At 66.3% G+C, this 14,216-nt stretch carries 11 protein-coding genes and 5 pseudogenes; 6 read left to right on the top strand and 10 right to left on the bottom strand.

Annotated elements, in window-relative coordinates:
* Positions 1-469: 469 nt before the first annotated feature.
* From ACWEV0_RS21010 to ACWEV0_RS20995, 4 genes are all read right to left on the bottom strand, one after another.
* Entirely contained in the window at positions 470-3,466 is a 2,997-nt protein-coding gene (locus ACWEV0_RS21010; RefSeq protein ID WP_453150866.1) for a trypsin-like peptidase domain-containing protein, read from the bottom strand.
* Positions 3,463-3,786 (bottom strand): CU044_2847 family protein, encoded by a 324-nt coding sequence (locus tag ACWEV0_RS21005; RefSeq protein WP_453150864.1) that lies wholly within the window; start codon positions 3,784-3,786, stop codon positions 3,463-3,465. Before ACWEV0_RS21005 ends, ACWEV0_RS21010 begins: the two co-directional genes overlap by 4 nt.
* A gap of 73 nt (positions 3,787-3,859) precedes the next feature.
* A complete protein-coding gene (locus ACWEV0_RS21000) occupies positions 3,860-4,258 on the bottom strand; it encodes a 6-pyruvoyl trahydropterin synthase family protein (protein ID WP_453150863.1) in 399 nt (132 codons plus the stop codon).
* Between the two features lie 510 nt (positions 4,259-4,768).
* A complete protein-coding gene (locus tag ACWEV0_RS20995; RefSeq protein WP_453150862.1) occupies positions 4,769-5,269 on the bottom strand; it encodes a hypothetical protein in 501 nt (166 codons plus the stop codon).
* Positions 5,270-5,408: 139 nt separating this feature from the next.
* Here ACWEV0_RS20995 and ACWEV0_RS20990 point away from each other — a divergent pair, with 139 nt between their 5' ends.
* Genes ACWEV0_RS20990 through ACWEV0_RS20980 form a run of 3 tightly spaced genes read left to right on the top strand, consistent with a single transcriptional unit; the run spans position 5,409 to position 7,182 of the window.
* Positions 5,409-6,617 carry an RHS repeat-associated core domain-containing protein gene (locus ACWEV0_RS20990; RefSeq protein ID WP_453150861.1) on the top strand — a complete coding sequence of 403 codons (1,209 nt, stop codon included), beginning with the start codon at positions 5,409-5,411 and terminating at the stop codon, positions 6,615-6,617.
* Between the two features lie 8 nt (positions 6,618-6,625).
* Positions 6,626-6,847 (top strand): hypothetical protein, encoded by a 222-nt coding sequence (locus ACWEV0_RS20985; RefSeq protein WP_453150860.1) that lies wholly within the window; start codon positions 6,626-6,628, stop codon positions 6,845-6,847.
* Between the two features lie 2 nt (positions 6,848-6,849).
* Positions 6,850-7,182 (top strand): hypothetical protein, encoded by a 333-nt coding sequence (locus ACWEV0_RS20980; RefSeq protein ID WP_453150859.1) that lies wholly within the window; start codon positions 6,850-6,852, stop codon positions 7,180-7,182.
* A 623-nt stretch (positions 7,183-7,805) separates the two neighbouring features.
* Here ACWEV0_RS20980 and ACWEV0_RS20975 read toward each other — a convergent pair.
* A pseudogene (locus tag ACWEV0_RS20975) lies at positions 7,806-7,925 on the bottom strand (IS5 family transposase); the annotation flags it as partial.
* Positions 7,926-7,927: 2 nt separating this feature from the next.
* A pseudogene (locus ACWEV0_RS20970) lies at positions 7,928-8,075 on the bottom strand (IS701 family transposase); the annotation flags it as partial.
* A gap of 379 nt (positions 8,076-8,454) precedes the next feature.
* Between ACWEV0_RS20970 and ACWEV0_RS20965 the strand changes: the two are divergent.
* Positions 8,455-8,832, top strand: a pseudogene (locus tag ACWEV0_RS20965) (helix-turn-helix domain-containing protein); the annotation flags it as partial.
* 287 nt (positions 8,833-9,119) lie between these two features.
* Here ACWEV0_RS20965 and ACWEV0_RS20960 read toward each other — a convergent pair.
* From ACWEV0_RS20960 to ACWEV0_RS20950, 3 genes and pseudogenes are all read right to left on the bottom strand, one after another.
* Positions 9,120-9,527 carry a VOC family protein gene (locus tag ACWEV0_RS20960; protein WP_453150904.1) on the bottom strand — a complete coding sequence of 136 codons (408 nt, stop codon included), beginning with the start codon at positions 9,525-9,527 and terminating at the stop codon, positions 9,120-9,122.
* A 317-nt stretch (positions 9,528-9,844) separates the two neighbouring features.
* Positions 9,845-10,614: pseudogene (locus tag ACWEV0_RS20955) on the bottom strand (transposase).
* Positions 10,615-10,646: 32 nt separating this feature from the next.
* On the bottom strand, positions 10,647-10,820 hold the full coding sequence (locus tag ACWEV0_RS20950; RefSeq protein WP_404138299.1) for a hypothetical protein: 174 nt from the start codon (positions 10,818-10,820) through the stop codon (positions 10,647-10,649).
* A gap of 387 nt (positions 10,821-11,207) precedes the next feature.
* On the opposite strand from ACWEV0_RS20950, the gene ACWEV0_RS20945 reads away from it, so the two are divergent.
* Entirely contained in the window at positions 11,208-11,510 is a 303-nt protein-coding gene (locus tag ACWEV0_RS20945) for a hypothetical protein (protein ID WP_453150858.1), read from the top strand.
* A gap of 33 nt (positions 11,511-11,543) precedes the next feature.
* On the opposite strand, the gene ACWEV0_RS20940 is transcribed toward ACWEV0_RS20945, so the two are convergent.
* Positions 11,544-12,383, bottom strand: coding sequence for an IS5 family transposase (locus ACWEV0_RS20940; RefSeq protein ID WP_453150857.1), 840 nt, complete (start codon positions 12,381-12,383; stop codon positions 11,544-11,546).
* Positions 12,384-12,644: 261 nt separating this feature from the next.
* Here ACWEV0_RS20940 and ACWEV0_RS20935 point away from each other — a divergent pair.
* Positions 12,645-13,414 (top strand): annotated as a pseudogene (locus tag ACWEV0_RS20935) (transposase family protein).
* The last annotated feature ends 802 nt before the right edge of the window (positions 13,415-14,216 follow it).

Genomic DNA, 14,216 nt, shown 5'->3' with positions numbered 1-14,216 from the left:
GACCTCGCCCATGGTGGTACCGCGCATCTTTCTCCCGTTTCGCCGGAGCATAAGGAGATGGCGGCCCAGGACGACCTCGATCGACTCGATCAGCCCAGGAAGCTCAACCGCACCTGCCGCTGCGGGTTGTCCTTGTTCGTGTCCGCCAACCTCCGCTAAGGCAACCCCCGACTGTACGCGAACCACTGACTCCACCTGCCGCCGCGACGGTTACCCTGAGAGGCGCAGGAGTATCAAGACCGGAGCTCGCATCGGAGGCCGATCGGGATGACGGAAGATCAGAATCGGCATGATGAAGCGCACGAGGCACCGAGCGAACGTCCTCGGAAGCCCGTGTCAGCAATCGACGGCCGACTTCCCCCTGAGCTACTGGCCAGGCTGGCGGCGACACTGAACGCCGACGGGGACTCGACGGAGGCTGACCGAGCCGATGTGACCGGCGCCGACGAGTAGAGGCCCATGCCGCACATCACGGTACGGCCTCCCACGCCTCGACCAGAGCTTGCGTGGCTGACTGTCCCCAGTGGTAGCCCGTCTCGGCACTCATCTGGTCGGCCTGGGCCAACTCCGCCCACGCTCCCTCCTGATCGCCCTCGGCATACTGGGCTCGCGCAAGGAGCAGCCGCGCCTCAATTTCGGCAATCCGGAAGCCTCCGACGGTCGCCATGCTAAGTGCGTGTGTGAGGTTGGCCTGGAATGACCGGAGCGGTTGCCCGGTGTGGAGCGCCCACCGGACTTGCCCGAGCAGCGCGCTGACAAACACGTCCCGTCGGGTGATCCCACGAGCAATGTGCAGCGCTTCGTCGTAGTGGAGTCGGGCGAGGACAGGGTCTCCCGTGTCGAGTGCGAGATCTCCGAGTCCGACGAGGCAGCCGGCCTCGTCGCCCCGCCATCCGGCTGCCCGGCAGATCTCCAGATTGGTCTGGTGGACCTGGCGGGCTTCCCGAGTCCTTTCGTTCAGCCTCAAGTGCTCCGCATAACGGATCCCACTGCTGCTGTAGAGCGCAGGAATGGGCGTGTAGTTGCCGGCGATCCGCAACGCCTCGGTGAATGCGCGTTCCGCGTCGGCCGATCGTCCCTGCAGGTGCGCGAGGGCCCCACTCACGGTCTCGGCGACGAGCAGGTCCTCCTGGTCCTGCGCCCGGCGTGCCAAGTCGAAAGCCTCCTCGATCACGGGCCCGCAGATCGGTAGAGCGCCGAGGCTGAGATAAAGCTCAGCCAGGTTCTGGCAGCTGACCGCAGCGTCATGCCATGCACCGACCGCCTTGAACGCCTGAAGTGCCCGCCGCGTCGCATGGCCCGCGTCGCGCAGTCGGCCGAGCATCTGGAGACAAGTAGCCACTTCGTGCTGGATCCAACCCCGAGACCCACTGTCGCGGATCAACGGCTGGCGCATGAGGTTGTTCTGCGGGTAGAAGTCGGCGAACACCGACAGAGCAGTCTCGTAGGCACCAAGTTGCCGGGTGATCCGCCCCTCCTCGCCACCGTAGAGTCGAGCGCTCACCAGATCGCAGGCCTCGTCGTACGCGCCGTATTGGCAAGCGTGGTGCACGGCCTCCACGAGTGGCCCGAGCTCGTCCACGGACTGGGGAGGCTGGTCCTCCGGAGTCAGTGTCAGGTAGTACTCCATCGCGCGCTGATGCAGGGCCGATCGCTGCTCGCCTCGCTCGGCCCGACCGGCGAAGAAGCTTCGGACCAGCGGGTGCATGCTCGTCCGGCTCCCGACATCACGGCGAATGATCCGAGCGGCGGTCAGGTGGTCGAACACGGCCGAGAGCTCCTGCCGTAACTCGGAGGTGATGTCGGCCCACGGCGTGTCGGGCAACACGATGCGGAGCGCCTCGTCGGGCACGGGCGCACGGAACACGCTGTATCGAGTGAGGAAGGAGCGCTCCTCCTCGGTCAGGCAGGCATCGTACTCATGGAGAATGCGGCGGACCATGGCGTCCCGCGGCTGGCCCTGCTCGGGAGCGGGCAGCGAAGTGACGCGGCGAGCGTCGCCGCCATACCGCTTGGCCAGGTAGGCGGCGATGAGACTCAGGGTGAGTGCATGGCCACCCCAGTCCCGGACGATCTGATCCAGCGAGGCGTCCGGGCCATGGACGCCGGTTTTCCGCAGCAGCTCCCGTGCCGGCACCGGGTGAAGCGGTTCGACATCGATCTGCTGGTACGTCACGAATGGCACGAGGTCGAAGACCGGAGCCCGGCTGGTGATCAGACAGAAGGAACGATGGCCCGGTGTGGCGAAGAAGGTAAGGAAGTCATGAAGGTCGCTGCTGGTCAGGGCACCGTAGTGATCGCCTTCTTGGTGCTGCATCACCTCGAGGCCGTCGAGAACGAACAGGAAGCGCCCCAGCGCCAGCAGGCCCGCGACACACTCCGCCCGTGCGCGCCCATCAGGGAACTCCTCAGGGGAGATCGTGCCCCCGCTGGTGAACTCCAAGGCGGCTGCCAGGAAATCGTCGGCGCTGGCGCGTTCGGTGAAACTCCACCAGAAGATCCGGACCGCCTCAGGCCCCACCGCTTGTTCGACCCGGTCGATCCACCTGCGTGCGAGGCTGCTCTTGCCCTCACCGCCGAAGCCGACCAGTCCCACGACCAGGACTTCCTCGTCGGCGGCGCACCGGTCGAGCTCCTCCAGCAGCGCTTCGCGGCCTACCCACTCCGGCAGCGGGATGGGAGCTTCGTCCATCCTGCGAGAACCGGGCCGCGGGGCAGCGCGATCCGCCAGGGCCGGCCGGATCCGAGCCGGCTCCGCCGTGAACAGCGGAAACGGCTCCGACCTCAGGTCGACGCGCAGCGGCGAATGGTCGAGCAAGGAGGCATTCACAGCCCATGCCGTGTCCCTGTCCTTGGCAGCCAGCTCGGCGATCCACGTCTCCGACACGACGCCGATCACGAGGTTCCGGTCGACATCAAGGACAGGCGCGCCGCTCATCCCCGCATCGATGTGGCTGGACTCGAGCTGGATGGGGTCGAGCAGTAATCGACGCCCGTTCGGGGGATCGACCTCGCCCAGGATCAGGCCGCGAGCCCACGCCCCGAGGTAACCCTCCAGTTGACGATATCCATAGCTACGAAAGGCGTGGTCCTGGGAGTCACTGGCAGCGCCGAGCACGGCCACCCGGTGCGCAGGGAGTGGCAGGGCCCCGTCCACCTGAAGGCAGACGAGGTCGTCGTCGCTGTCGGCGAACGACGCCGCAACCCATGCTGTGCGGAGCTCCGCCGGAGCGGCGTCCCGGCTCGATGCGGGGAAGTAGACCCGGACCTGGGCATCTCGTCTGGGTTGCGGCTCCACACCGCCGGCCCGAATGACATGGGCACAGGTGGCGACCAAACCAGTCCGGGAGATCACGACGCCGGTCCCCAGCACCCGCTCGCCGTCCGGGTCGCGAATCTGAACTGTGAAGTTCCGAACATCCTGGAGGATGACACGTGGAGGTCTCGGCAGGCGGGCGTGGCTCACCCCTGCACCTCTGCTCCCCACGCGAGCTTGACGGTCACGGCGGCCTCGACCCCGGTCTTCGCGATGACGGCACCGGCCTCTGCATCGAACTTGATGCCGAACTCGACCTGGACGCTCTCGGGCCGCACCGCCATCTGTGCGACCGTGCCACGAACGCGTTCAGCCATACTACGGATCGTCGTCATCGCCTGGCTCACGGCCTCTGCCGACCGGGCCACCGTCTCGGGAGCACTCAGAGCTACCTGGCGCACCCCGCTCCGCTGATTGAACTCGATGACGATGGAGCCGTCTTGTTCACGTTCCCGAATCGTCTCGCTCACAACTACGCCCCTACTATGCACGTGACATGACTGGTCGTCAGCCGACTGATCCTGTCGACCGTCGGACCGATGGTCAAGCCCGGTCAACGAACTCGTATTCGGCCCAGGTGGACGCGGTCTCGGAAACTCTCACTGCTCGCAGCCGGCCCGGTATCCCGGGTTCGACCTCGGCCACGAACCATTCAGCAAGGTGCCGGGCCAAGTTCTCCGAGGTCGGTACTACCGGCAGGACGTCATTGAGTACCCGGTGATCAAGCTCGGCGTCGAGGTAACGCCGGAAGGCCGCGAGATCCCCGAAGTCAGTGACGAAGCCAGGGGGGAGCAACGACTCGGCCTCCAAGATCAGCTCTACGGAGTATGTATGGCCGTGCATCCGGGCACACTTGTGCCCGTGAGCAAGACCCGGCAAGCAGTGGGCGGCCTCGAACGAGAAGCGTTTACCGATCCGGTACCGCCCGGAAATCGCGTCCATGGCCCCCCATCCACACATCCACGTGCTCCAGTTCGAGGATGTCACGCGCCGGAGGGGCTCGGTAGTGGACGAACCGGCCTCACCGCGAGCATCAGTCTGGACAAGAGCGTCAGTGTCCGACGACCCCCGGCCAAGGCAACGGCTTCGAGGCGAATACGGCGGTTCCCATCCGCAGCGGAACCGGAGAACGGGTTGCCTCAACGTGGGCATGTCCTCCCAGCCGGGAGCCGACGACACGGCGGGGAGTCTCGCCGGTGAGGCACCAGACTCGTGCCCCGTCCCTATCGAGGTCTCCTGCTGCCAGAAGCAGGAAGGCGGGGCAGCCGCCTGTGCACGATGGCGCCCCCGCCTGGTCAGTAACGGATCTAGCGAATCACCCGGCACTTCCGCGCTCGGGCGATGCCTGACCTGAGGAAGAGATAAGTGGAGAGGCAGTCCTGACCTCTCCGGGTGGCCCGTGACCGACCGCTGTTCACCGCCCCTGCTGGAAGGTTATGGCACGGGCACTTGTCATGCCTCCGCCCAGCCCGAGCAGTCGCGTACGGATACCTCCGCCACGGCGGCATCCTGCACCTGTTCGAGGTCGGCAATGTAGGGCGGGGTGCCGGGCAGCGGCGTGCAGAACGTGACCTGGGCGGTCAGGAGGTCGTCGTCCAACCCACCCAGCGAGAGCGAGACGTAACCTCGCACCGCGTCGTCACCGAAATGGTCGCGCGCTGCCCGCAGGCAGGCGGCGGCGTACACCAGGCATCGGCGCAGCAGCACCTTCGTGCGTTGGCTGGCGGCAGCGGGCTCGGCGGGGAGGTCGTAGTCCGTCATGCCGCGGCCGTTGACTGTGGTCTCCTCCGCCAGTCGATCGAAATACGACCCGGCCGGATCGGGGCGGAGACCGGTCAACACCCGCGCACCGCTCCCCGTCACCGACCAGCCTTGCTCCACGACCTCCTGGAACATCGGGGGGATGTCCGACGAGGACAGACCAGTCAGGGCGTCCGCCAGCAGCATCCTCATCCTCTGGTTGGTACGCACGTCTACCCTTCGCCGAGTGCGGCGAGACCCTTCCTGATGCACGCGTGAAACCACGGTTGTTGCCGACGGCCTTCTCGATGCTTCGCGGGAGGCCCTCGAACTTCCCTGTCTCAAAATCGCATTGGCACTTCGCAACGCCGCCGTCGGCCGGCTTGCCTCCGAGACCGACTTCAACGGCCGAACGCTGCGCTATGCCTACGACGCGGCGGGGCGCCTCTCCTCCCGCACCAACGGAGCGGCCGAGACACTCCTGTTCCAGCGGGACACACTGGGCCGGAGCATACTCACCCGCACAGACGACGGCGCCGAGACAACACACGCCTACGACGACGCCAGCCGGCTGATCAGTGCGGTAGGCCCAGGCACCGCGGTCCACCGGACGTACGACTCCGTCGGCCGGCTGCTCACCGAGGCCGTCGACGGCCGCACCAGCACCTACACCTACGACGCGCGCGGGCACCGTACCTCGCGCGTTACACCCAGCGGGGCATTCTCCGAGTGGACTTACGACGCCGAAGGTCGACCCTCCAGCCTCACGACCGCCGGCCACCGACTCGCATTCGGGTACGACGAGGCAGGACGTGAGAGCTGCCGCTCCTTCGGCCCTCACACAGTCTTGGGACGCCCTCGACCGCCTTACCGAACAGAGACCGAACAGCAGCTCCGGGACCACACCGGCCTTGCTCCAGCACCGCCGCTACGCGTACCGGGCCGTACTGCCAAATACCGAGTGGAGGCCGATGGCACCGTCGCGGATCGCACCAACTTCACCTGGGACGGCACGCGGCTCGTCGAGCAGTGCGGGCAGGACGGGCACACAACCACCTGGAACCACCGACCGGGCACCCATCGTCCCGTCACCCAGGTCGACCATCACACCCAAGCCGCGTTCGACGCTCGTTTCCATGCGATCGTCACGAACCTTGTCGGCACCCCGACGGAGCTGGTGACCCCTGACGGGCGCGTGGCCTGGCAGAACCGGACCACGGTATGGGGCACCGCACTTCCGGCTGCCGACCCTGGATCCGCTGATTGCCCCCTTCGATTCCCGGGGCAGTACAGCGACCCGGAGACCGGCCTCGACTACAACGGCTTCCGCTACTACGACGCCGAGATCGCCGGGTACATCTCAGCCGATCCACTCGGCCTGAGTGCCGCACCTCACCATCACGCGTACGTCCCTAACCCCTTCGGCTGGCCTGGTCGGACCCACTCGGACTCAAGTGCCTCGACGCCGATACCCAGGCCCGACACGACTCGGCTCGCGGCACAGCACTCGACGGCGACGGCAATACGCTGGGCAAAGAGGACAGTCCAGGCGTCAGGATGATCGACGAGGTGCAGCTCGAGCGAGTCCGCCTGGACCTGCACGCCAAACTCGGCGAGCCCGACATCAAGAGCACACCGAAGGGCAACATCGAGGTGTGGCAGCTGTCCGACGCCCCGAAGGCGACCGTCACCTACCGGCCGTTCAGCAAGTCCGGCGGAGCCACCATCGACTACAACGGTGTCGACGGCCTGGACATGAAACGATTCCACATTCCGCAGCACGGAGAATGAGCATGCTCAATGAAGATGCTTACCGCAGCGAACTGTCATATCTCGCACAGTACGCACACGACGACTGGCTCGGCTTCTCCGTCGTCAGCGGATCCGTGGGCAGCCTGCTCGGGCGTGGCGCATCATTCGATGAGCAGTTGACCCTGCTCCTGCGCATCGTCGGCGACCTGTACGACGCCGACGCCAGGGCCGGCGAACTGACCGAGTCGCCAGAAGAGCCCTTCGTGCCGTGGCGCCTGGAGAAGGCCGACACCCTCGCACGGATCGCCACGGAGGTGCGCCGTCTGTCCCGGCTGCCCGACTCCGGCGACGTCTGCTGGTTCACGGTGCCGTGACATCACTGTCCCGCCAGGACTGCTTGAGAAGTCGACGGTGGTCGCCGCTCAAGGCTTCTTTGATCCGAGAAAGGGCGCCTCTGCCAAGATGACGTCATGTTCGATTTCGGTATCGCGGGATACCAACCGGCATGGCTGGACAGCCGTGGTGGCGTCGTACGGGAACATGGGCATCGCCTGCGTGGCCTTGCCGGCCGGACTCTCACGCGGGTCTGGATGGTCTGGGACCTCAGGGACGACGAGTGGTTCTGCGACTGCCCGGTGCTGTTCGACTTCGATGGCCAGCAGGTCGAAATCAACCATCACAAGCTGGGCGATCTATCCCTGACGTGGAACACGATCGACCCCACTCGTCCAGTCCGGTGGCCCGGCTTCGACCTCGAATGGCGGCCCGAACCAATTCCCGGACTGCAGGCTCTGCGGGGGCTGCCGCTCATGGGAGCCGAACTGCTCGAGTGGACGGGTAGGGACGTTGCTCAGGGAAACGTCGACATCAGTTTCGCCTTCGAGACGGGTCGCGTGACCGTGTTCAACGCACTCGACGAGAACGGGGTGAGCTTCGCCCTCCCGGTCCGAACCAGCGCCTCCACCCGTTCCATTGACGCACTCAGGGTCCAGGTACAGCGCCAGTTCGAGGTGGATTCCCTGGTCAGTCGACGGCTTTTCAGGTCGACCACCGCCAGCTTGATCACGGCTTCGGAGCGGTGCGGTCGGATTTCGTCGTCGCGTGCGAGGCGACGGTGAACCGCCACCTTGAGCCAGCGACGCGCACCAGGACGAGTAGCGGCACTGCGGCGGCCGGTGAGTAGCAGCGATAGTACGTGAGTTCGCCGGTGCGGGTTGCGGCAGATCAGCAACTGCTGACTCCCGGGCCGGAGGTCGCTGAGGTCGATCACCTGCAGGCCCCTCCGCTCACGCTCGAGTCCCGCCCTGCCAGGGCACCGAGCTGCCACATCCACGTTACGGAGAGCTCTTCCGGCTTGGGTGAAGCCGTACTCAAGCTCCTCATCAGCGGTCCGTCGATGCCTCCGGATCTGGTGACACCCCCGGATCATCGACCGCAACAAGGGGGAAGTCATACCGGACCCGAAGGCCGGAGGCCCCATTGCGGAGCCACGAAAAAGGTCAAGGGGGACTGGCGCTTGGCGGTTCGCCACGCTCGTCGTCCAAGTCCTCTCCCCGGCGGCCCTGTTCCGCCCTCCTTGTTGACAGTTCCTGAAAACTGACCCCCAGGCAGTCCCTGAATCTTGACCCCCTCCTGACTCTTGGAGGGTGCTGCAAGTGGAGGACTGGGCAGAGATGCGTCGGCTTCATCGGGCGGAGGGTGTGCCCATCAAGGAGATCGCGCGGCGGCTGGGCGTGGCCCGGAACACGGTACGGTCCGCGTAGGACTCGGACCGGCCGCCGAAGTACGAACGCAAGAACCGGGGCCAGGTCGCGGACGCCTTCGAGCCCCAGGTGGGGGCTCTGCTGCAGGAATGGCCGAGGATGCCGGCCCCGGTGATCGCCAAGCGGATCGGCTGGCCCCACTCGCTGCCACCATTGCGCAAGCGACTTGCGCTGATCCGCCCCGAGTACGTCGGCATCGACCCGGTCGACCGGGTCACCTACGATCCCGGCCACGTCGCCCAGTGCGATCTACAGTCCCCGGCTGGCGCTGCCCAAACAGTCGACGACCGACCACATGGGGGTCAATTTTCAGAGACTCGCCCGGGGTCAGAATTCAGAGAGCGTTGACACTCCTCGGCCTCCCGGCGCGCCGCCGCGTATCGCCGCTTTCGCCGACGGCTTCGGAGGGGTGGTCCGCGGCGGTGTGTCCGCGGACAATGTGTGCGTCGGCGCTCGTGGTGGCCCATGGTCTCCTCCTGTCCGGCGCGAACATCTCGTGCCGCCGCCTCGCACGGAGGGGCGCCACGTGTAGCGGCTGCCCATCTACGTCACGGTGAAAAACCGCGCGTGGGGGCCAGTACGAAGGTGTGCCCGGCCGGATCCATGAAGCAGCGCACATCGGTGCGCCGGTCCGTCCGGGTGCCGTTCTGTTCGGCTGCCACCGGGCGTGCACCCAAGGACACCGCTTCGCGCTCGGCCTCGTCGAGCGCGTCGGGGGCCACGACGATCCGGAGATGGGCCTGCAGGGAGTCATCCGGCCGCGGCCAGCTCGGTGGCGCGTGGCCGGGGTCGCGGTGGATACCCAGGACGATTCCGGTCGCACCGGAGATCAACAGCAGGTCAGGGTCTCCACCGCTCGGCTCGACGGTAGCGTCGAGCAGCCCGGCGTAAAAGCGGGCGAGGGGCTCGGGGTCGGTGCTGTCGAGGACGAGGATGCCGGTCTTGGAAACGGTCATGGCTTCCGTGTGCCCGCTCATGCCCCTTGCAGACGAGAGAAGTTGTGAAAGTGGTTGCTGAGCGCGTACGCCTTGGCGACCGGCTATGAGTGATCGCGATCGCTGGATGATGCTCATGCTGCGTTCAGCCAGCAGAACCTGAACGACCTCCGTCCCTTCGCCCGCGAGGACGCGCCAACATTGCTCGACGAGCGCAGTCCATCGTGCCCCTTCCTCGGGACGCAGCTCGACCATGTGGTCGAACATGGCTAAGGGTTGTCCCGTAAATGGTCTCCGAGCCGCCTCGGGCATGATTGGCCGCTGCGCGGCCCGCTGATCTATCCGGCGCGGGCGAAGTTGTGCATGCGGGCGATGCCGAGCATGGCGTGGTGGACGCCGTCGCCTTTGAGGCGGCAGTCGCGGAGGATCTTCCAGGTCTTCATGCAGGCGAAGACGTGCTCGACGCGGGCGCGGACCTGCTTGTGGGACTTGTTGTGTTCCTCTTTCCAGTCCGAGAGTTCGGCCTGGCCGCGCGCTCGGCGATGGGGGATGACAAGCCCGGTACCCGGGTAGCCGCCGTCGGCGATAGTGAGGGTCTTGCCGACGGCGGCCTTGGCGCCGGATTCCTCCCACGCCTTGCAGTCGTTGCGATTCCCGGCGAGCGGTCGACCGACCACGACGATCAGTCGGGTGTCGGCGTGATGACGACCTGGTGGTTCGTGGAGTACCGGTAGTTCTTCGACCGCTCGGCGACGGTGTGGTCCCGGGTGGGGACCAGAGTGCCGTCCACGATGAGCACGGTGTCTTTGGCGAACCGCTTTCGGGGCCGGAGTGCCAGCATCGGCCCGAGGTGGTCGATGATCCGGTCCGCCGCCGACTTGGACACCCCGAACAGCGGGGCAATTTGCCGCATGATCAGGTTCGTGCGCCAGTAAGCCGCGACCAGCAGGGCCCGGTCCTCCAGTGGAAGGCTCCACGGCCGGCCCTTGCGGACCAAGTCCGCGCCCTCGTGCCGAAGAACCGTCAGTAGCTTCCCGAAGGCACGCGGGCTCAGCCCGGTGAACGGGGCTGTCCAGGACGGCCCTGACGCCGTGATCACACCAGCCACGTCAAGATCATCTCACTGGCTGAAGCTGGCCCTCAGAAGCTGCGGACGATGAACCAGGCAGCGACCCCCAGCACCGCCAGGACCCCGCCGATCGTGATGGTGCGGCCAACACCCTCGTGCACGTTGTCGGCTATTACGTTGCCGACGAGGCCGACGAGTGGCGCCCCAAAGATGATCAAGAAGATGCCGATAGCGTGGTTCATCATGGCCCTGCCCCCCCCCAAGAGGATCACTCTCGCAGTGACCCTGGGGCAAGATCGTAAATCTGTCCCGCCCGGTTGCGGAAGCCAAGATCCTTGGCAGGCCGGCCACGGGTTGAGGTGCGGGGCATAGCAAGAGGTGGGCAACCTCATGCCGGCCACAGCTGGGCAGCCCACGGGCGTTACGGGACAGCCCTTAAAGAGTGTTTTGTCCTGACGGGAACGTTTGGTAACTGCCGCGATGTCGGCCGCTTGGGGCGGACCACGCCGGCATGTGAGGATCCGCCTGTGGGGTGCGATGTCTGTGGTGAAGCGATGTGGCGGTGGCCGGTGCCGCCGACTGTCTGGCAAGAGCAGATCTGGTCCTGCTTGTGGTGCCATGCCGTCACACATGTGGGTGATGAGGGGTTCGAGATCGCGCGGCCGCCGTACCTCCCGATAGAGATGCGCTGGGAGAGAGCCGTTGCAGACGGCCTGCCCGCCAACGTGTCGCACGCCTTCGGAGTCTTTGACAAGACCCTGTGCGGCATCGAGGAAGACGGCATGTCGCCGTCTGACCACTGGTGGCTGCCGGAGCGGGAGAACGCTTGCGGCGCCTGCCGTGAGGCGGCGGCGGTGATCGATGAACGCTGGCCCCAGGCCATGAGGGGCGAAGACGCGCGGCTCAGCGTTGCTCGACGACCAGGGGCCTCATAGCCGTGCCCGGACTCGGCCGGCGTGCCGGAGCGGTTATGCGTCCTTCCAGTTCGGAGTCGACTCCCGGCTGAGCCTGCGACTCATCAGGTCGATCATTGCGACGCTGATCATCGCTTCGGAGCGGTGTGGGTGGGTTTCGTAGTCACGGGCGAGGCGGCGGTGGTGCATGAGCCAGCCGAACGTCCGCTCGACGACCCAGCGCCGCGGGATGACCTTGAACCCTTTCTGGCCCGGTTTGCGTTGGGCGATCTCGACGTCGATGCCGAGGCAGGCGCCATGGTCGATGACCTTGGTGCGGTAGCCGGTGTCGGCCCACGCCTTGGTGACGCGCGGGTGGGCTGCGGCGATATCGGAGAGCAGGCGGATGCCGCCGGCGTTGTCAGAGACGTTGGCCGCTGTGACCCAGACGGCCAGGAGGAGGCCGAGGGTGTCGACTCCGATGTGGCGCTTGCGGCCAGCGATCTTCTTGCCTGCGTCGATGCCCTGACCCGAGGCAGGAACGTTGGCGGAGGTCTTGACGCTCTGCGCGTCCAGCACGCAAGCGGTCGGTTCGGCGTTGCGGCCCTCGGCCTCTCGGACCAAGCGGCGAAGAAGCCCGTTGAGCTGGTCGAAGACTCCGTCCTTCTGCCAGGCCGCGAAGTAGCCGTAGACCGTCTCCCACGGTGCGAAGTCGTGGGGCAGGTACCTCCACGGGATCCCGGTGCGGTCGACGTAGAGCACCGCGTTCATGATCCGGCGGAGGTCGTGCTCGGGTGGTCGCCCGATGTTCAGGCCCTTTCCTCTTCGCTCGGCCCGCCAGGCCGACAGAATGGGCTCCAAAAGTTCCCACCGGGCATCGGACAGGTCACTTGGGTACGGCCGCTGTCGGGGCATGTTTCGGTAGTACCGGGACCAGCCCCTCGACTACAGGGCGCAAATAGGGGTGAGTGGGGGCGCCTTGGGATCAGGCAGGAGCGAAGGAACCGAAACGGATCCTCGATCGTCTGCACCCGCCACAGATGCCACGAAGGCGACCATCAGTCTCAACCTTCACAGCCAGGCCACCCGCCCAAGAGCCCACCAAACAGCCCTGCCGGGACAAAACACTCTTTTAAAGTGTGTTGCAGAAGGCTGCCGTGCGGGCATCTCCGCTGTATGCGTGGGGTGTTGAGGGCTGAGCGGTTGTGGGTGGAGACGTTCACGGGTTTGCGGATGCGGCAGTTCGAGCGGCTGCTGAAGGTCGTCCGTGAACGAGGCGGGAACGGCCCTGGTGGTGGTCGGCCGTGGTGCCTGCCGCTGGCCGACCGAGTCCTGCTGGTCGCTGTCTACTACCGCACGAACCTCACCATGCGGCAGCTCGCGCCTCTTTTCGGCGTCTCACCCGCGACGGTCTGCCGGGTCATCCAGCGGCTGCGGCCGCTCCTGGCCATCGAGCCGGGCACCCGCCCGGCCGATACGGCCGAGCGGCCGTGGATCGTGGACGGCACGCTGATCCCGGTCCGTGACCGGAAGACCGGCGCGTCCTCACGCAACTACCGGTTCTCGGCGAACGTGCAGGTCATCATCGACGCCGACACCAAGCTGGTGGTCGCCGCGGCCCGGCCGGTGCCCGGAAACACCGCGGACGCCAGAGCCTGGCGCGACTCCGGCCTGGCCCAGCACTGCGAAGGCGTCACCGTGCTCGCCGACGGCGCGTACATCAACACCGGGGCGTCGTCCCGCACCGCAAACGCCCCGGCCGGGCTCTGCTGCCCGGCGAAGAGGAAGACAACGCCGAACACCGACGGGTCCGGGCCCGTGTCGAGCACGCCTTCGCCCGCATGAAGCACTACAAGATCCTCCGCGACTGCCGCCAGCGCGGCCACGGCCTCCACCACGCCGTCCAGGCCGTCGCCCACATGCACAACCTCGCCCTGGCCGCGTGATCAGACGGCCACGATCCCGGCTCTGACCCGCCCGGACACAACCTTCTGCAACACGCTTTAGACCTGCCTTCCTGAACTTGCGCGCGCGATAGTCCAGGGCTGGTGGTCGTGCCGTGCGGCGTAGGTTCGGAAGACGAAAAAGCCCAGACCATCGACCTTGCACTCGGTGTCGATCAGTGAGAAAACTGCGGGGCCGCCGGCGCTTTCCGCGACGATCTCCGGAATGTCCTCGTCGACGACTCCTGGAACGCACGTCCAGTGAGGTGGGGCATAGTCAAATACACGCTGCCCCCACATGCGTGGGAGATCTACCCGGAGCAAACACGCTGGACGCCACGCATGCGACCGCTTCGCAATCCAGCAACTACCTCTCAGCACGCCAGCATCCGGTGTGACCGGAAAAGCCCGTCGACAGTGCCGCAGTAACCACCGCTACCCGAGGAACGACAGCCGCACCTGTCGCTGCGGGTTGTCCTTGTTCGTGTCCACCAACCTCCGCTAGGACAACCCCTAGCCTACGTTGCCCCGGCCCCGGCATCGCAGCCTCCGCGGTGTCGAACGGCGGGCGGAGAGGCACGGGTAAAGCTCAGCTGAGTGGCAAGCATGCCCGCAGCCGAGACCGCTCGGCCCGTCGTTCCGCCCTGGGCCAGAAGCCGACTCCAGAAAAGACACCCCGCGAATCAGGAGTCTGACCAACCGAGTGCAGCCGACGGGTGTCGATCCCTTCGGCAACAGCGCAAACGTCGACGCGGCGCCCCGACCTCCCGCCGCCGCGTGTCACTCGATTTTTTAACAGTTGATT

This window comes from Streptomyces sp. NPDC003943, assembly GCF_053605265.1.
The sequence above is the reverse complement of the archived record's forward strand: the minus strand, read 5'-3'. Positions and strand labels throughout refer to the sequence as shown.